We start from the raw sequence: 18227 nt of genomic DNA, 5'->3' as shown, positions 1-18227 counted from the left end.
TCAGCCAATTTAAGTGTTGTAAAACCATTAATTAGGGAAAATACTCAACAATATACCACCAGTATGTAGCTGTCTTGTGCTGGAAGGAGAGCTACTATGGCAATGCAAGCAGGAAGCCAAAGCGTTGTGCATAAGGGCTTAATTGCTATGATGGTCAGCTATTTTAGGCAGCAGCATTATACAGATATGCTGGTGAATTTACCCGGGTTTCCAAAACCGTTTAAAATCGGCAGGCATATTCCTGATTTAACATGCAGGCAGGCGAATAAAGAGAAAACATTTATTGTTTTGGCGGCTGGGACATGTGACGCAATATCCAACGATTACACAGCCGAGCAATGGATGGCCTTTTATGAGTATGTGAATAGCGTAGGAGGCCAGTTTTATATAGCGGTTCCAACGTCCTGTGGCTGCAAATCTGGCAGGGCATTAGTCAGGTTTCGCCTGAGGGAATTGTGCATTTCAGCCGATGCTATTTGGGTACCTCAAGATAAACTGATCCGGGTCGCCTAATGAGTGGAGGCATTGGTTAGGCGCAGTCCGGTAAGACTATTAAAAGAGCTAATTGATAATTACCCGGCCTGTTGATAGTAAAAGTCTAACAGTTGTTTGCACTGAAGCGAGCGTTGCTGGTCTAATTCGTTTCCGGATTCGCCTCTGACGGTTCGCTCTTTTGCAGAAGTTCCTCCCATGCTGCATCTACCTCTGCCTGCAGCTCATCAAGCAGTGGTCGGTTTTCTTCAGAAAGAAGATGCCGGAAGCGTCCCTGCAGCTTAAGATACTCGACAAGCGGTTTTTTCTCCTTCGGCTTTACTGTGACTCGGTAGGAACCGTCTACAACTTCGTAGAGCGGCCAGTAACAGGTCTCAACTGCGAGTTTCGCCGCTTTCATGCTTTCAAAAGGCTCAATGCGCCAGCCGGGCACGCACGGCTGCAAGATGTTTAGAAAGGATGGCCCTCTGGTTGCAAGTGCCTTCTGCACTTTAGTCATGAGGTCGCGCCAGTGACCCGGGGCGGCCTGAGCTGCATAAGGGATATGGTGGGCGACAACAATATCGGTGAGCGGCTTTTTCTTAACCATCTTACCCTTACCAATTTTGCCAACCGGAGTAGTCGTGGTCCAGGAACCATAGGCACTTGAGCTGGAGCGCTGCATGCCGGTGTTCATATAGGCCTCGTTGTCATAGCAAATATAGGTGAAGTCGTGCCCGCGCTCGAGTGCCCCTGAGAGTGCCTGCAGGCCGATATCATAAGTGCCGCCGTCACCACCGATGGCAATAAAGCGGATATCTTCGGTTATTGCACCCTCTTCCCTAAGCGCCCGGTAGACAGTTTCCACACCGGAGATTGTTGCCGCGCTGTTTTCGAAAGCGCTATGAATCCAGGGCACCTTCCAACTCGTGTATGGATAGATAGTGGAGCCGACTTCAAGACAACCGGTTGCGTTTGAGACAACGACAGGGTTTTCGACCGCCATAAGTACCTGGCGGACTATAGTTGCAATGCCGCAGCCTGCACAGAGACGGTGCCCGCCGGTAAATAACTCGGGTTTGCGCGAGAATCTTTTTAAATTTACAACCACATCGACCACCTCATAGCTGTTTTTACTAACACATATACCAGCTGATAAAATCAGCTTAAGGAGCTCGCGCCTACTCACGCAGCCCCAAGTAATACACAGGCTGCGATACTTTACCTGCGTCTACAGCCTGCATCAGCTGTCGAAAAACGCCATATATATCATCGACGCCTACATCGCGGCCACCTAACCCGTAGATTACATTGATAAGTAGTGGCCGGGATTTGGCCTCGTAAAAAGCTGCTTTGACCTCAATTCCGACCGGACCACCCCAACCGGATAGGCTCTCTGCCCGATCCATTACAGCAATTGCTTTAACCGGCGCTAAAGCCTCGCGGATAGCATCTACCGGGAAGGGACGGAAGGTCCGAATTCTTAGCGCGCCTGCGGCGATCCCTTCGCCGCGAAGCCTGTCAACTGCATACTCGATTGTGCTTGCTGTGGAGCCCAGGCTAACCAACGCGATTTCAGCATCGCCGAGTAGGTATGGCTCAATAGTACTGTAGCGGCGTCCGGAAACAGCGGAATATTCTTCTGCTACTTCTTCAATGATGCGCTCCGCATTCTTCATTGCTTCAGCCTGCTGGCGCCGAAACTCAAAGTAGAAATCATAAAGGGCTAGCGGTCCGTAGGTAACAGGGTTGGCGACATTAAGTAGCGGATACCGAGGCTTAAAAGCACCGATGAAGTTCTTTACTTGCTCTTCAGTCAACATCTCCAGATCCATCAAACTATGCGAGACCGAAAATCCATCGTAGCACACCATGACAGGCAACCGTACCTCATGGTGCTCAGCGATGCGTACTGCCTGAATAATGGTATCGTAGATTTCCTGAACTGTCTTACAGTAAAGCTGCACCCAACCGCTATCTCGCGCACCCATGGTATCGGAGTGATCACCATGGATGTTGATAGGGGCTGAGAGCGCTCGGTTAGCTACACCCATAACGATTGGTAGGCGAAGCCCTGAGGCAATATATAGCATTTCCCACATGAAGGCAAGACCTTGGGATGAGGTTGCAGTCATCACGCGCCCTCCTGCTGCAGCTCCACCAATGCACGCGCTCATGGCGCTGTGTTCGCTCTCGACAGGCAGAAACTTTGTCTTCACCTTGCCATCTGCTACAAATTGAGCGAACTCTTCTACTACTTCGGTTTGCGGGGTAATGGGGTATGCTGCAACCATATGCGGCTCTATCTGGCGCATTGCCTGCGCGCAAGCCCCGTTACCAGTATATGCAACCCGGATGGCCACTATTCTTCACCTTCCTGAATCTCACACCAGGGTGAACTATCAGGTTTATTTCGTGCTGGCGGCTCCCAGGTCTCGTCTTGATCAAGCTCCGCCGAGGGCCAGAAATCAGGGTTGCCAGGCTCGGGGGACAGGTCTTCCTCGTCGACCAAAGCCGCCTGCTCCCGCCCGCTATGGTGGTGAAGCTTATGCTTCTCAGGCGCTGCCTCACCTTGGGATGGCCATTCACACTGGTATTCTGCTTCATGCTTGGCTCGCTTTCCGCCTTTACGTTTATAATCTGTATTATAAGTCTCGGTTTTTCCCTCGTCTGCCGGTTCGTTGGGTATTTCGTCCTCGGTTTTGGAAAATGTCACTACTATAACCCCCAATCTACCTTGGCCTAAATTTACTCAGATTTGCTATAGTTCTTCGGTCATAGCGATCGCATCAACCGGGCATTGTTCGGCACAAACACCGCATCCTTTACAACGGTTATAATCTATACCGGCAACCTTTTCGTCCTTTACCAAGTACGCCCCATCCGGGCAGTACATCCAACATATCATTCACTGGATACATCTTTGCTCTATCCAGATTGCCCTCTCAGTGCGCCAGTCACCGGTATGATAGCGCTCGGCATTACCGGCATCTACAATAACTGCGCCTTCGATAATATCACGCCAGCCCGGCTTTCCCTTAAATTCTTCAACAGGCTCGCCATCGTAGATATGCAAATGTTCGCGGTTGTTTTCGAAAGATTGTTCATTGCTCATTCACCGTGCACCTCCTCATAAGCACGTTGCAGCGCATCTATGTTTGCCTGTACTGCTTTAGGGCTTAACTTTGCCCCAAAGAAAGCCCGAAGCTCTTGCTTGACGGCATCAATATTCAGTATTTCAGTGGCCTTAATTAGCGCACCGAGCATAGGCGTGTTAGTAATGGGCCTACCAATGGTTTCATTGGCAATAGTTGTAGCATCAACGGCAAATACTTTGCCGTAGCTAAGCCCAATTTCATCACGAAGGTGCTGGGCCGAATGCCGGCAATTGACAATGACCGTACCGTCTTTGACGAGTCCCTCAGTGAAAGGGATTTTGCCGACAAGCGTACGGTCGAGAACTACAATAATATGCGGTGAGGTTACATGTGAGAACAGCTTAATCGGATTGTTGTCAATTCGCGTAAATGCCTGAATTGGAGCACCTCGACGTTCCGGTCCAAATTCCGGGAATGCCTGTATGTGTTTTCCCTGATCCAGCGCCGCAGCAGCAAGCACTTTGGCAGCTGTTACCACACCCTGGCCGCCTCTGCCATGCCAGCGTATCTCTATCATTGCTCTCCTTCAGCTCATTGGGTACTTATGGGTAACTTTTGCTATAGATCACACCCTGTTTTTCGTAAATACCCTAATTGCAGAATTTTTATTTTTACACAAAGCTGGTGGATGGGGATCTGTCGAGGTGATATGATAATAAAGCTCTCTAAAATTTAAAGGGAGCCATTCATCCGGATGTATTGGATGGATGTTGGCATAATTCCCAGCTGTCAATATTTGTTGAGAATTTGATAGTGTTAGTGCCCACAGGATTTGTTTGCAAGGGATCGCAGGGTTTTGTCAAAGGACACTTTTTATACTAATGGAACAATTAAGGCTATAATAACAGTAGTTTTTACGGCAAGGAGAAGATAATAACGTCAAATGGAAGTTCTTTATTGAGAGTTAGATTTAAAAACGGCCCTTATATGCAAGCCTTGGGATAAATTACTGACTCGGGTTTTGATACGGGTTATAAAATGCAACTCTTGGATATAAGGACGCTTGAGATAATCATTTACAGAGGAGTGCTTATGGCCGAATTGAAATTGGTATATAGCCAAGTAAAGGGTTTTCCATATATCAAACTTGAAGGAGATTTAACGGTAAACAGTTTTACCGCCTTGCATTTGGTGGTTAAAGGCGCCACGAAGTTCGGGACTGTACCGGTTATTGTCGACTTAAGCGGCGATTTGCATATCGCAGATGACGTAAAAGAAATAAGATGTTTTCGGTATCCGGCAAATATACCGGATTACGCAAGAAGAGTTGTCTTGGCTGTAATTAGCTCGACCGAACGACTTGAGGAGATTAAGGCTCTATTAACGCCGCACGAATTACGGCACGTAACAAATTTAGAAGAGGCATTTAATGTGTTGCACAAGACAGCATAAGAAGCTTCTAAAATTATATGGCTAACCTGAAAAGTAAAAGGGCTCCAACGGCACTCTTTCTGCAAGATTAAGGACCTTATCCCAGGGTAGATTGGCAACGAAGCCTATATGTTGAGAAATTGATGGACTAAATACCGTATAATATATACGGTGATAAAATTTGACTCCAAGCTATTTAGAGCTTCATAAACAAGGATTGCTTGAGAAAAGAGCGCAAGAAGCGATTAAGCGTCTTGGTTCATGCAATCTTTGCCCCTGGCTTTGCAAGATCGATAGAACCGGTGCAGATGCAAATGGAACCTGCAGAACCGGTCGATATGCAAAAATCGCAAGCTATAATTCGCATTTTGGAGAAGAAAGCTCACTTGTTGGATGGGGTGGGTCTGGCACAATATTTTTTAGCTCATGCAATATGCACTGTGTATTCTGCCAAAACTACGAGATAAGCCAGCTTCGTGAAGGTCATACGGTAAATGCTGAGCAGCTCGCCGAGATTATGCTAAAACTTCAAGAGGTAGGGTGTCATAATATAAACTTTGTATCCCCAAGTCATGTGGTTGCGCAAATCCTTGAGGCACTCGTAATTGCAGCAGAACGGGGATTGACCATTCCACTGGTCTACAACACGGGCGGCTACGACAGTATCCCTACGCTAAGGCTTCTTGATGGCGTTATCGATATCTACATGCCAGATATCAAGTACATGGATGCTGCCACGGCTTTACTTCTCTCCGGAGTGAAAGGATATCCTCAAGTTGTAAAGGCTGCAATAACTGAGATGCATCGCCAGGTAGGCGATCTGGTTATCGACGATAACGGAGTTGCAGTGCGTGGCCTTCTAGTGCGTCATTTGGTATTACCCGAAAACTTAGCCGGTACAGCAGATGCAATGGAATTCTTAGCCAAGAAAATATCGAGGCAAACTTGCGTGAATGTAATGGATCAGTATTATCCCAGCCACAAAGCTTCGAAATACCCGCCAATGGATAGAAGAATAACGCAAGATGAGTTTGAAAACGCTGTGTCTGATGCAAAAAAAGCAGGTTTAAGGATACTTTAAGAATATCTTGGCTTTAAAAATCACTGACTGAATTGGCAAAACACGGAGATAATAGCAATAAGTGGTTATAATGTTTTACAGCATTGCAACAGTAAAAAACGCAGATAAAGTCATTCCGTTTTCCCGCAGTCCTCGCGCCGGTATAGCAAAGCCTGCCAGGGATTTGGAGCAAATGCGTTATTTTGCTGAAGTATTCCTGCTTATTGGTACTTCTATTCTGGCGACTGCAGTAATGATAAGCGAAAGTAATCTTGCAAATACTGTGCATGCGGGTGCGATTTTCCTGACCGGGCTATCGCTTCAGATAGTGGTTCCATTTACCTACGGGGCAACAAAAAATATTTTTTTATGGGTTGAAGGACCGGAAGGATCGAGTAGGGGCGTGCGTCTTGCTGCGGCTTTAACATCGCTTGCCATGGTTCCATTGGAAGCGATAGTGGCCTATATGGTTCTTAAGTCTGCGCTTCAATCAATGCTTGATTGAAGCTGGTCTGAAGATGTTCTGGGGCTAAGTTTAAAATTCATAGCTTTTGCATAAGGCCTTCATCTCTTTTTCATACCATTTTTATAGATTATAATCAGCATTATATCCGGTCAAGAAAGGAGAGGTTATCTTTGATGTGGGGCTGGGGTCATGCATACGGTCCTGGATTTGGTTTTGGGGGGCTTGCAGCAATGTTTATGATGTTTGTTTTTTGGGCTCTTGTTATAGGCGGCATAGTTCTTGCTATAAGGTATTTAAGCGGGCAGAATCGCAATGTGTTGACACAAGTTAGTGCTACACACAGCGCATTAGATATTCTTAAAGAGCGATATGCAAGAGGCGAAATAGACAAAGAAGAATACGAGACCAAAAAGAAGGACCTTATGAGTTAAGGCTTACTTGAAATTTAGTCGCAACTGCAGAAATACATAGGGAAGTTGAATAAAATAGCGCCTCTCAAATACTAAAAATGAGGGGCGCTATTTTCCTGGAGTTACTGTAGCTTCACAGAAGCCAGCCATTGACAGCCATTACGCTTTGCCGAACTTCATCGTATAATGATGGTGACAGCAAAACTTTGAGACAAGGGGTTAGGTATATCATGACATACGGTCGAAACTCAGAAAAGAATCTTGCAGCACAGAGCATGGATTTAGTAAGTCACACTGAGCATAAGTTGACCGAGATAATTACTGCCATTATAAGAGAGAACAGGGAGGTTTTCTTAAAGGGTGGGTACATGCTGGAGGCCGATATAGAACGGTCCTACGCAAAAAGCTCTTATGAATCAGAAGTATACGTCCTTCTTCGCCATGAAGGGGATATTGTGGAGCTGTATCCAATCCAGGTAGCACTGGCACTTCATGATGAGGAGCCCGTGATATTTGTTGATTCAGGACGTCTGGCTGACCTTGAGAGAGAAATCAGAGCTGAGATAGACCGGTGGGCAAGTGAGTACCTGGCAACTTAAATAAGTATCGCTTAAGCCAACTGCCATTTTAAATACGAAAGGGGCAAGAGAAAAGCCGCAGCAGTAGTATTGCGGCTTTTCTCTTGCCTGTATATTAGCGAAAAGGGGTATACAAGTAGCAAGTTTCGCTAAAAGAATTGGAGTGGTGATAGTGGCTGCACAGTGGCAGATCTCATCAGAAGGACCGATATCGCAACTATTGCAATCGCTAAAGACCGATCCGGATAGGGGTCTTACAACGGATGAGGCGCGGAAAAGGCTTGCGCAATACGGGCCGAATCGGCTGGTTGAGCCCAAGCAGGTTACGTTTATTGATATATTCTGGGAAGAAGTTAGAGAGCCGCTGATATTGTTACTACTGGTCATAGCGGTTCTCTATAGTATTTGGGGTAATTTTGGAGATTTCTTAACCATTGTTTTTGTCGTCGCTGCTCTTGTTTTTGCCGAGGTCTACAACGAGTACCGTGCAAAAAGATCAATTTCCGCGCTGCAGAAATTATCTGCCCCATTAGCGCTCGTAATCCGAGATGGGCGCCCGCAAGAGATAAAAACCGAAGACCTGGTACCGGGAGATATCCTTTTGCTTAGAGTTGGCGAGCGTGTCCAGGCAGACGCAAGGCTTGTCGAATCCTATGGTCTTGAGGTAGATGAGTCAGCTCTTACAGGTGAGTCCGTTCCAGTTATAAAGGATTCGCTTGGATTTGTCCCGGGAACAGCTCCGCTTGCTGAACAAAAGAATAAGGTATTTGCCGGCACAGTTATTACAAGAGGTCGGGGAAAAGCGGCAGTAATTGCAACTGGTATGAATACAGAACTTGGTCGTATCACGGGTCTTGTTCGCGAAGCCAAAGAACCAAAAACGCCTTTGCAATTGGCCATGCGGGAACTCTCCGGCTATCTTATTTGGGTTGCGGTCGGCTTTAGCTTGTTTATTCCTGTAGCCGGAATTCTTCAGGGACGTCCGCTCAGGGACATGGTGCTTACCGGGCTGAGCCTTGCATTTGCAACAGTTCCTGAAGAAATGCCCATAATTATAACCATGGTCTTGGGACTTGGAGCACTTCAACTCGCCCAGCGCCATGCCCTGGTAAAACGGTTGAGGGCTGCTGAGACGCTAGGTAGCGTTACTCTAATTGCGACGGATAAGACCGGTACGCTTACTGAGAACCATATGCTGGTATCCCTAATCTCGACCGATAGTAAGATTACTGAATTTACAAAATCACCGCTTGCTCAGCTTACCCAGGAGGATACAAAGCTTCTTGAGATAGGCGTACTGATCAATGATGCGGTTTTAGAGCGATCAGAAGATGGTTTGAGCTATATGGGTGATCCAACCGATGTTGCATTGGTCGAAGCATCGGCTGCGGCTAACCAAAATCCAGAGGAAGTTCGTCACCGGTATCGGTTGGTAAACGAGTTTAGCTTTGACCAAGTTACCAAGTTAATGTCTGGGGTATTTGAGAGAGGCGGCAGGTTGTATGTTTTTGCAAAAGGCGCTCCCGAATCTATCCTTGATAGGTCAGTTAGATATGATTCTGAAGGCCAGACAAAGCCAATGACTCCCGATAGAAAAAGGGAGGTGCTCTCGCATGTTAGTGCAATGGCTCAAAATGGCTTGCGCGTAATCGCTTTTGCATATAAGAAACTCACGCATGATAGGTACATTTCAAGAGAAGCGGTGGAGAGCGGGCTTACTTTTGTTGGTATTGTCGGGCTTTTAGACCCGCCACGGCAGGATGTGCCTCAGGCGATTGCTAAGAGCAAGCATGCAGGCATACGTGTGATAATGATTACTGGCGATTATGCTGTTACCGCTGAAGCGATATCCAAAATGGTGGGAATCGATACTGATGCAAGGGTGGTAACGAGCGAAGATTTAAAACGCATGAGCGATGAGGAGCTTGGGCTGATAGTAAAGAATACATCTGTTTTTGCCCGAATAACGCCGGCTGATAAGCTCAGAATTATTCGGGCTGAACAGAGAAATGGAGAGATAGTTGCGGTTACTGGTGATGGCATTAATGATGCCCCTGCACTTAGTCAGGCTAATATCGGTATCGCGATGGGAGAGACCGGCACCGACGTTGCGCGTGAAGCAGCGGATATGGTTCTTACCGATGATAATTTCGCTACCATCGCATTTGCAGTACGCGGCGGAAGAAGAATATTTGATAACCTGCGAAAAGGAGTTCGCTACTACCTTGCGGTAAAGACAGGCCTGATCACAATATTTCTACTGCCAATTATTCTTGGGGTCGATTTGCCTTTCGCACCGATACAAATAATTGTTCTAGAGTTATTTATGGACCTTGGAGCATCGGCTGCATTCGTCGCAGAGCCTGAGGCACGAGACATTATGGATAGGCCACCGCGCGACCCAAAAGAGCGATTTATGAACCGAGCGATGATCAGCGGCATCATAACCGGTGGGCTTGTCCTATTTGTTGCTGTAACAAGCGTATTTTTGTACGTTAAAAGCAGTACAGGTAATAGCACTGTGGCCCAGACTTCGGCTTTTGCAACCTGGATTTTTACCCATATCTTTCTGGCCTTTAATATGAGGTCGGATTCAGATCCGCTAATGAAGCTGGGCCTTTTTAGCAATAAGCCGATGGTCATATGGGCATTGGCGGCAATCGGTCTGGTAGTATTTGCAGTGCTGACGCCGTTTCTTCACCCTGCGCTTAAACTTGCCTATCTTTCAGCAGGTGAATGGATTCTTGCGATTGGCGCCGCCTTTATCTCTACCTTCTGGATGGAAGTGAGAAAAATGATCTCTTAAGTTATATTAAGTTATAATATATCCAAATTAGCAGGCATGTTAGCAGGTATATGGGGTTAGAGAAATTATGCGTATAATGATAAACGAACCTGACGGCAGGATGTCCGGCATTGTTATCGGTGAGACTATCGGCGTGAATTACGACGTGTATTTTAAGTTCAAGGACTTGGATGGCAAACTGGGCCAGGAAACGGAGAAGATGCTTCAAGAAGCCATAGACTGTATATCGATGGATATCGATAACGAACACGAACGGCTTATAAGAGAAAGAATATCTGGCGTTTTAAATAATTTACTGGAACTTGCAAAGAAAAACCCGAATGGTATGTGGAAGGTATCCTAGGCAAAATTACCTCGGCACACTTATTAACCGCAGCAGTAAAACTCAGCATCTATTGCCTCAATCAAGGAAGCTTGTAGACGAGTATTGAATATCCTATACGCGCGTACGGTTTATAGTTACGTAGCCAGCGGTATTTTCCCTGGGCGGTTTCGAGGTTATAATTGGTTACGGATATTGCAAACCATCCATGGGGCCTACAACTTTTCTTTCCACTCCACTTAACAGCCTTATTCCCAAAGTAGTATTCTATTATACTGCCACCAAAGTAATCGATGTATATGCGATCGATTTCATTGTCCTCGACATACTTATGCAGCCTTCTAAGGTCCTGACCCCAATCTACATTTGAATCAGAGAACACTTGACTTCCACGGGTCGGGCCAATAATCTCGTTAAAATACGAGAGGTGATACGGGGATATGGCAAGACAGGTAATAACCTGCCATATGCCTAGGATGATAAGCGATATATTAAGGACAATTTTTGGAGACCCGAAGCGGTGGAGTAACTCACCAGAGTTTTGCTTGAGAGAATCAAACTTAAATAGGTTTACAAGCTTGCCTGCATATACATAAAGGAGAGGGTAGACAGGAAGCACGTACCTGAGTCCAAGGTTGAGTTTACCCATAATGGCTGCCGCACCAAAAACGAGGATGCTGCTTATTAGCGCTACCTCAGCAAGCCGGCTTTGTGATCTAACTCGCCTTCCAAACGCAAGTATCAAGGTAGATAGGATAAGCGTGGGCAGTGTACTCTTGAGAACAAAAACAACCGGATAGTAATAGTGAACACCTTGAGTGACTCTGCCCAATAAAAATATGGAATGGCCCCCTGCGACGTGGTTGCCAACCATTGTAAGGCCGAGTATGTAATATGTTATCGGTCTTAAGTCAATGTTTGAGAGAAACGAAGCCAAAAAGGGCGTTCTCTCGGAAAGCTTTAAATTAATTATATCCGCTTGCACGGAAGATGGCATATGAAGCATGTTAATCGTATAGCCAAGAAAAAAAACGATAAAACCGATCAGGCATATAACGGTGAATATAGCCAAAATGTCTTTTAATCGCTTAAGTTCAAAACGGCACCCATCGCCTTCATGTCCTTTAGTAGCGATGTACAAAATGAGCGCTATATAGACTGGTAGCAGCAGAAGCGCCGAAAATTTCGTGAGTAATGCTAATCCTGCAGTTACACCAGAGGCAATAAGCAGCGGTTTTGAACGTTTTGTTAAGTATTTCCAGATGAAATATAAATTAATCAAGAAAGCCGCAGATATGGCCATATCCATAGTTGCCAAATGACCATGTGCGATTATATTTGGATCAAATGCAAAAAGTAAAAGAGAAAAGAGCCCTGCCATTGTGCCATTGAGCTCGGTTGACCAGAGAAATACGAAGATTGCAAGGATAACTGTGACTGATATAATCGCAAGACGTCCACGAAATAGAATTGCGTCGGCGTCGTTGCCGCTGTGGAAAAGAAACTTATAACCATTTTCATATTCTAGCGATATGTGGCGGTAGAAAAAGTCAAACGGGTATTTGACCTGCATTGTTGAAACGGCCAAACCCATCAAGTCTTTTGCCAGAGGCGGATGTTCTGGGTTCAGCCGATAGTCGAGGGCGTTAACGTAAGTATAACCAGCTGCAATATGGGTAGGTTCGTCCATGGTTGCGGAGTCGCTTTTTGCATCTAATATAAGCATGCCAAGCATGGTCAGTAGCAAAACAGCGGCTGCTACATAAGCGATATTACGGCTCAAGTTCCCCTCCTAATTTATTTTTTTAAAAGCCTGCGTATTTTCAGGAGATGGATGAACATTTCTATAGCATCGCTTAACGGGCGTACCGTGGATGGTTGGATATCCCTCCAACGTATCGGAACTTCCTTTATAACATAACCTTCCCTTTTTGCTCTCATTAGTAGTTCTACATCAAAAGCAAATCGATTAGTAACCAGTGAATCAAAAAGACTGTGCGCTGCATCCTTTTTCAGGCACTTAAATCCGCATTGTGTATCGTAAACTCCTGGTAGGGCAATCACTCTTACCATCAGGTTAAATATGCGACCCATTAAAAAGCGGGAAAATGTTTGCCGAGTTTCGATTTTGGAATCTGCAAGACCTCGGGAGCCGAAAACAATATCCGCCGATTCCCTGCATAGGGCGATAAGTTTATCCGACTCATCAATAGGTGTGGAGAGATCGGCGTCCGAAATTAAGATATATTTTCCGCTTGCTGAAAGCACGCCGCGCTTGACCGCGTAACCTTTACCTCGATTTGGGGAGTACGTTATAAGTTTGATGCAGCCCAGCTCTGTGGCTATACGGCGCACGAGAAAGGCAGTACCGTCGGAACTCCCGTCATCGACTACAATAATCTCAAATGGTTCCTTTTTACGGGTTAAGTATTCGTGTACATCTCTAAGCGTGGAAACAATATGCTTTTCCTCGTTATAGGCGGGAATAACAACAGAAACACGTTTCTCGGTAGCAACATGCTTAGGTTGTCTTGCTGCTTGTGCTCGTGAAACCATGCAACGTTATTTACCCAACGATGAGACGTCTAAAACATACGCCTGGTAGGTAAGCACAGAATTCGCAAATACGTTGCAAAATAAACCTTCAAAATGGGGCCGCAGCCTGCAGACTGCGTAGTTTTTCTGGGTTTGCATTATGTGATGCCCACATACACACCGGTTGTTGAAAGGTTGACTATCTTAAGATCTAGCCGTCTTTAGACCTTGCTATCTTTAGACCTGCGGCTTTAACATATCGTCAATACGTACCCTTGCTGCTATAAGCGGGTCGATAAACATATTTTCCATTTCGCCCTCAAGGTCTCGCTTGTTGGAGAGGTATGTGATTCGATCCTGCATTCTCCTTCTCAGGAATTTGATGTAGTCAATATCGCTCTGAGGCTTGTACTTATCGTCATAATCTGCGCCAAAGAGCTCGGCTCCGTTTGCCGGTATTAAAAGCCCATGAAAATGTTCCCATTCTGTCCACTCTATCGCCCCTCTTGCTATGGCCGTTAAGATAGAAAGAGACAGCTGTAAAGTAATGTCGATTTCCTTGCCGGGCAAACCGAAGGCATGTGTGTTCATAACGTAACAATCAGTGCCAAGCTTAAATAGCTTTCTAAACTGCTGGCAATCAACCATAAGTGGATGGACTCTGAACGGATTTGCAAAAGGCTCGATAACCAATTTCTCAAGTTCTTCGGGAGGTACGTTTTCAACTCCTCTGGCGCGCATAGTACTGAGCGATGCCCCCATGGCAACTGCGAGGTCGATGTCATTGACCTTGCTGACTGGCGGGAGGGATGGGTCTTTTTGAAGCCAAATAACGCTTCCTGGCCGACCGCAATAGTTGCTGTGATTAAACATGTCCCGCGATTTAATGCAGCGCCCATTGTCGTTCCTGATGTCTTCAGCGATAATGAGCCGCTCACCATTGAGTTGTGTGACTCCGACATTTTGCGCGGAGTAGAAGTATTTGATGATTGGGTCTTTAAATTTAACTGCGTCGGTTTTATCGAAAAGGCTTGGCTCAAGTGCGACTGTAAAATCCGCATCAAGATCGATTAAGAATGCATCATCGTGAACAACCGTTACTTTCTCATTCTCATTTAGCGTCCCGCCATGGTCAAGACTATTTGTTAAAGAGGATTTACCTGATCCGGAGAGCCCAAATACCGCGATTGGCGGCTTATCCCCAATAGCTTTTATGCCACCATGACATGCGACCATATTCTGTCTAGTTCCTATGGTCCAGGCCATGGTTAAAGTCCCCTTCTTTCTCTCACCGAAATAGCGAAGCCCAAGAAGTGCAGCACAGTTCTCGTCTTCGTCGATGATGACCAGGCTGTCGGGAAAGTCAGGATGCCGCCACTCAGGGTCGGCAAGCACTAAGATGTCTGGCTCTTCCATTTCTTTAGCATTGTTATAAATACTTATCCATGGTTCTATGCAGGGAGCAAAGTTGACTCCCCAGTCAAACATGTTTTTCGCATCTGTTGCAGGGCTTAAGAGGTTGGCTTTTATTGAGAAGTTTGGATGAAGACCAACAATCGCCTCAAGCCACAATCCTTCACGCTTGTTGAGCTGATATATCGCTTCACTAAGGATGCGCTGAAACTCGCCCTTCTCCTTTTTACTCATCTGCCTTATGATTCGCCTTGCTCTAGCTGTACGCCCTACGATTCCCCCGTCGTTTGATACAAGTACCTTTGCATCGGAGGGAAGGCCGAATTGCTCCGGCTTGTGGAAAGGGTGTGACGTCACTATAACTTCCGGCTGCTTCTTCGCCAGCTCATAAAGCTCTGGAATTGTCGTTTTTCTTACAGAATTAGCGTAAAATGGGCTTTCAATCATCGCTCTCCAAGCAGAGCGTGGAGGTATTTGAGTGCTTACCATTGATCACTTCTCCCTGGTAGGTATTTCCTTATATATAATAGAATACCTACACGCAGGTAATTTAGCAATTTATATAATAGGGTGGGTAGAGACGGCAAATGCGGCAAAGAATACCGTTTCATAGGCAATGCTGTAAAAGATGGCAGGATAATTACCTAAGAACAGATTAGGGCAGTCATAAATAAGTGCGTAAACGGGATTGCGTTAACTACATATTTACCGCTCCCGAGGTAGACTTGAGGATAGTTGCGGTGATACGAAGGGTGGTGGTCTTTCCAGCTCCGTTAGGACCTATTAGGCGAATATCTCATTCGCTTCAACGTCAAAACTGATGTTTTTAAGGCATTTAGCTTTCTATAGGTTTTCTTTAGTTTCTCTACGGCTAAGACTTTTGCGTGCTTGACCTAGCGCACGGTTTTGCTTTTCTCCCAGCGGGTAAAGAAAAGGTAGTTGTATCAGGTAATTTATTATAATAAATGAAAGGTGTTAACCATGAACGGTGGCATAAGGCTCGGAAGGATTTATGGTATCGAGATAAGTCTGGACTACAGCTGGTTCTTGATATTTGCGATAATAACATTTGCCCTGTCTTTCTCCCTCTTTCCGCAATTGATTCCGGGATTAACTCCAGTTGCTTATATAGCAATTGGCATAGTCACGTCTCTTCTTTTCTTTGGATCGGTTCTTTTTCATGAACTGATGCATTCAGTTATAGCGATAAGAAACGGGATTAAGATAGAAGGCATAAGGCTTATGATCTTTGGTGGCGTATCAAGGATAACAGAGGAACCGCCAACTCCAGGAATAGAATTTAAGATGGCGGTTGCAGGGCCTCTAAGCAGCATAGGGCTTGGGGTAATTTTTATCGCTATCTACTTAGGGTTACGTCAGGTTGTTGGCCCAGTTGGCATAGCAGCATTCTGGCTCGGTTACGTTAACATTATTCTTGGTGTGTTCAATCTACTGCCCGGTTTTCCGCTTGATGGTGGAAGGGTATTGCGGTCGGCAATATGGTATTTTACAGGAAGCCTGGTGCGCTCCACGAGTATTGCTGCGGCCGTAGGGCGAGGTATCGCATATGCAATGATATTTATCGGCATTATTGGGCCCTTTATAGGTGTCTTTACGCTAATATGGTTTGTGCTTCTTGGGTGGTATTTACTGCGTGCGGCGCAGGCAGAGTACCAGGAAGTTGTCTATCACGAGGCTCTTGAAGGTGTAAAAGTTGGGGAAATCATGACCGAGAATCCGGAAACCGTAAGCCCTGAAATCACAATAGAGGAGATGGTAAGAGACCACTTTGCAAGGCATAACTGGGTGGCTTATCCAGTTGTTAAAAATGAACAGGTTATGGGCATGATAACTATTCACAGTATTGAAAACCTGCCGCGTGAAGATTGGGTAAGCACTCGTGTAGGCGATGTTATGCGCCCGGCATCTTCAAGAATAATAATTGCTCCAGAAGCGGACGTCTTCAGTATCTTACCAAAACTGGTTACCCAGGCGGAGGGTCGTATGCTCGTAGTAAAGGACGGAAGGCTGGCGGGAATATTGACGAGCACCGATGTTAGGAGGGCTGTAATAAGGAAGCTTCATATCGAAGAAACCGGTAGGCCGGCTGCTTAACCGCCTACTCTGGTATGCCCGTACGGGATGAAGTTTATTACAAAATCCCCCGTATGGGTGTTAAGTTACCTAAGATTGGTGTCGATAATAAACCCTATAAACCCGCGGTATAGTAGGATATAGGAGGAGTGATATTGGTGAATTGCTGGGAATTTAAAAAATGCGGCAGAAATTTAACCGGAGATTGCCCTGCCCATCCCGCCAACGGTAGGGCGTGCTGGAAAGTTTCCGGCACTATGTGCGGCGGTGTAGTGCAAGGTACATTTGCCCAAAAGTTGGCCAATTGTATGGAGTGCGATTTTTACAAAACTGTAAAAGGCATATCTGGCTAAGTTAACTATTGCTGTTGCCATTAAATTCTATCATTGCTTAATGATGCAGATTGTTCCCCCGAATGATAATATAACAGATAACGCCGCTGGTTGCGGCGTTATCTGTTATTCGGTTTAACGTACCTGCCTTAATGATAAAATCTAAATCAAAAGATTGACTGTACACCTGGGAGCAGTACGGTTATGCCAAAACTAACGTATCTAATATCGTTTTTTATGATGAGCCTGTTGGTCGCATATCTTGTCTTTGCGCAGCCAGTCATTAGCAAGTTAGGTTATCAAAGATTTATAAAATTATTCGAATCAGGCGCTATATCGCGCGTCCGCTACTATTTGAACTCTATAATGCTGCAATGGGTCATGGTAATCTATATCCTTGTATCTCTTAGTATAGGTTCGCTACCGGTTAGGGATAGTATCGGCCTTAGATTGCCATCTGGGAGGTCGGCAGAGATAACAATCGGTCTCTTAGCTATGAGTCTAGTTTTTATAGCAGCTATCACGCTGAGGTCGATGGGTCCGAGGTATCGCGAAAGGGTTCGGCAATCTGCAAAACTTATTGCCCCGATGCTTCCTCAGACAAGCGTGGAGCGAGGAATTTGGATTGCTCTTTCCAGCACAGCCGGAATTAGTGAGGAAATCATTTACCGTGGGTTTCTTATGTTTTATCTATTAACATATCTTCCTGGAATCCCAATAATTACGCCAGCACTAATCTCCTCGGCCATTTTCGCTCTGGGTCATACCTATCAAGGTATTACAGGCATAATAATCACATTTTTGCTTGGTATCTGGCTTGCTGCTATGTATGTATTGACTGGGAGCCTTATCCTATCGATGGTTGTCCACGCGCTCTTGGATGTAAGAATTTTACTTATCTGGAGGCCTGATGTTTATTCTGAATCAGAATAAAGGTAGGGAGTCGGGCGCTACTTGGTATTCTTTGAAAATTGACTGTTGTCAGCAACAATTCCTTATAGTCTTTACTATTCGCTATGACTTCGGGGATAATAAAGATAGGCTACTAAACAGGTATGTTTAAGATGGACACAATAAGCTTCGCTTTTCCTCTGAATTTACGAAGGAGCTAAAAATGAATGAGTCATTAAAGCACCTCGCCGAAACGGTCAAATTCAATTGCGATGTTTCCGATGCAAGGTATTGGGGTTATTATTCCATATGCGGGCTTT

17 protein-coding genes and 2 pseudogenes are annotated in these 18227 nt (G+C 45.6%); 10 read left to right on the top strand and 9 right to left on the bottom strand.

Translation table 11 applies throughout. From position 1 onward, the window contains the following. Positions 1 to 96 precede the first annotated feature (96 nt). On the top strand, positions 97 to 513 hold the full coding sequence (locus K6T91_03425) for a hypothetical protein (protein ID MCL6471843.1): 417 nt from the start codon (positions 97 to 99) through the stop codon (positions 511 to 513). 121 nt (positions 514 to 634) lie between these two features. Here K6T91_03425 and K6T91_03420 read toward each other — a convergent pair whose 3' ends face one another. The 5 genes and pseudogenes from K6T91_03420 to K6T91_03400 form a co-directional block, all read right to left on the bottom strand. After that, on the bottom strand, positions 635 to 1582 hold the full coding sequence (locus K6T91_03420; GenBank protein ID MCL6471842.1) for a pyruvate ferredoxin oxidoreductase: 948 nt from the start codon (positions 1580 to 1582) through the stop codon (positions 635 to 637). A gap of 70 nt (positions 1583 to 1652) precedes the next feature. Next, entirely contained in the window at positions 1653 to 2834 is a 1182-nt protein-coding gene (gene porA, locus K6T91_03415) for a pyruvate ferredoxin oxidoreductase (protein ID MCL6471841.1), read from the bottom strand. Then, on the bottom strand, positions 2834 to 3187 hold the full coding sequence (locus tag K6T91_03410) for a hypothetical protein (GenBank protein ID MCL6471840.1): 354 nt from the start codon (positions 3185 to 3187) through the stop codon (positions 2834 to 2836). The genes porA and K6T91_03410 overlap by 1 nt, the downstream gene beginning before the upstream one ends. 45 nt (positions 3188 to 3232) lie before the next feature. Beyond that, positions 3233 to 3586: pseudogene (locus tag K6T91_03405) on the bottom strand (4Fe-4S binding protein). Further along, complete coding sequence (locus K6T91_03400) at positions 3583 to 4146, bottom strand: 2-oxoacid:acceptor oxidoreductase family protein (protein ID MCL6471839.1); 564 nt, start codon at positions 4144 to 4146, stop codon at positions 3583 to 3585. Before K6T91_03400 ends, K6T91_03405 begins: the two are co-directional and overlap by 4 nt. A 515-nt stretch (positions 4147 to 4661) precedes the next feature. On the opposite strand from K6T91_03400, the gene K6T91_03395 reads away from it, so the two are divergent. The 7 genes from K6T91_03395 to K6T91_03365 all read left to right on the top strand — a co-directional run bounded on the left by K6T91_03395 (position 4662) and on the right by K6T91_03365 (position 10663). After that, positions 4662 to 5021 carry a hypothetical protein gene (locus K6T91_03395; protein MCL6471838.1) on the top strand — a complete coding sequence of 120 codons (360 nt, stop codon included), beginning with the start codon at positions 4662 to 4664 and terminating at the stop codon, positions 5019 to 5021. Between the two features lie 160 nt (positions 5022 to 5181). After that, a complete protein-coding gene (locus K6T91_03390) occupies positions 5182 to 6081 on the top strand; it encodes a 4Fe-4S cluster-binding domain-containing protein (GenBank protein ID MCL6471837.1) in 900 nt (299 codons plus the stop codon). Positions 6082 to 6151: 70 nt separating this feature from the next. After that, on the top strand, positions 6152 to 6565 hold the full coding sequence (locus K6T91_03385; GenBank protein MCL6471836.1) for a hypothetical protein: 414 nt from the start codon (positions 6152 to 6154) through the stop codon (positions 6563 to 6565). Between the two features lie 134 nt (positions 6566 to 6699). Further along, complete coding sequence (locus K6T91_03380; GenBank protein MCL6471835.1) at positions 6700 to 6957, top strand: SHOCT domain-containing protein; 258 nt, start codon at positions 6700 to 6702, stop codon at positions 6955 to 6957. 209 nt (positions 6958 to 7166) lie between these two features. Next, entirely contained in the window at positions 7167 to 7535 is a 369-nt protein-coding gene (locus K6T91_03375; GenBank protein MCL6471834.1) for a hypothetical protein, read from the top strand. 151 nt (positions 7536 to 7686) lie between these two features. After that, positions 7687 to 10320, top strand: a complete 2634-nt coding sequence (locus K6T91_03370) for a cation-transporting P-type ATPase (protein ID MCL6471833.1) — start codon at positions 7687 to 7689, stop codon at positions 10318 to 10320. Between the two features lie 67 nt (positions 10321 to 10387). Further along, positions 10388 to 10663, top strand: a complete 276-nt coding sequence (locus K6T91_03365) for a hypothetical protein (protein MCL6471832.1) — start codon at positions 10388 to 10390, stop codon at positions 10661 to 10663. Positions 10664 to 10724: 61 nt separating this feature from the next. Here K6T91_03365 and K6T91_03360 read toward each other — a convergent pair whose 3' ends face one another. The 4 genes and pseudogenes from K6T91_03360 to K6T91_03345 form a co-directional block, all read right to left on the bottom strand. Continuing rightward, positions 10725 to 12425, bottom strand: coding sequence for a glycosyltransferase family 39 protein (locus tag K6T91_03360; protein ID MCL6471831.1), 1701 nt, complete (start codon positions 12423 to 12425; stop codon positions 10725 to 10727). 14 nt (positions 12426 to 12439) lie between these two features. Further along, on the bottom strand, positions 12440 to 13198 hold the full coding sequence (locus K6T91_03355; protein ID MCL6471830.1) for a glycosyltransferase family 2 protein: 759 nt from the start codon (positions 13196 to 13198) through the stop codon (positions 12440 to 12442). A 216-nt stretch (positions 13199 to 13414) separates the two neighbouring features. After that, positions 13415 to 15037, bottom strand: coding sequence for a phosphoenolpyruvate carboxykinase (ATP) (locus K6T91_03350; protein MCL6471829.1), 1623 nt, complete (start codon positions 15035 to 15037; stop codon positions 13415 to 13417). Between the two features lie 256 nt (positions 15038 to 15293). Beyond that, positions 15294 to 15412: pseudogene (locus K6T91_03345) on the bottom strand (ATP-binding cassette domain-containing protein). Positions 15413 to 15571: 159 nt separating this feature from the next. On the opposite strand from K6T91_03345, the gene K6T91_03340 reads away from it, so the two are divergent. Together K6T91_03340 and K6T91_03335 are read left to right on the top strand one after the other, a co-directional pair. Next, complete coding sequence (locus tag K6T91_03340; protein ID MCL6471828.1) at positions 15572 to 16705, top strand: site-2 protease family protein; 1134 nt, start codon at positions 15572 to 15574, stop codon at positions 16703 to 16705. A 515-nt stretch (positions 16706 to 17220) separates the two neighbouring features. Then, positions 17221 to 17949 carry a CPBP family intramembrane metalloprotease gene (locus K6T91_03335; GenBank protein MCL6471827.1) on the top strand — a complete coding sequence of 243 codons (729 nt, stop codon included), beginning with the start codon at positions 17221 to 17223 and terminating at the stop codon, positions 17947 to 17949. The last annotated feature ends 278 nt before the right edge of the window (positions 17950 to 18227 follow it).

Source organism: Bacillota bacterium, from assembly GCA_023511485.1.
GTDB lineage: Bacteria > Actinomycetota > Aquicultoria > Aquicultorales > Aquicultoraceae > CADDYS01.
Note: the sequence above shows the minus strand (reverse complement) of the source record. Positions and strands in the feature narration are given on the sequence as shown.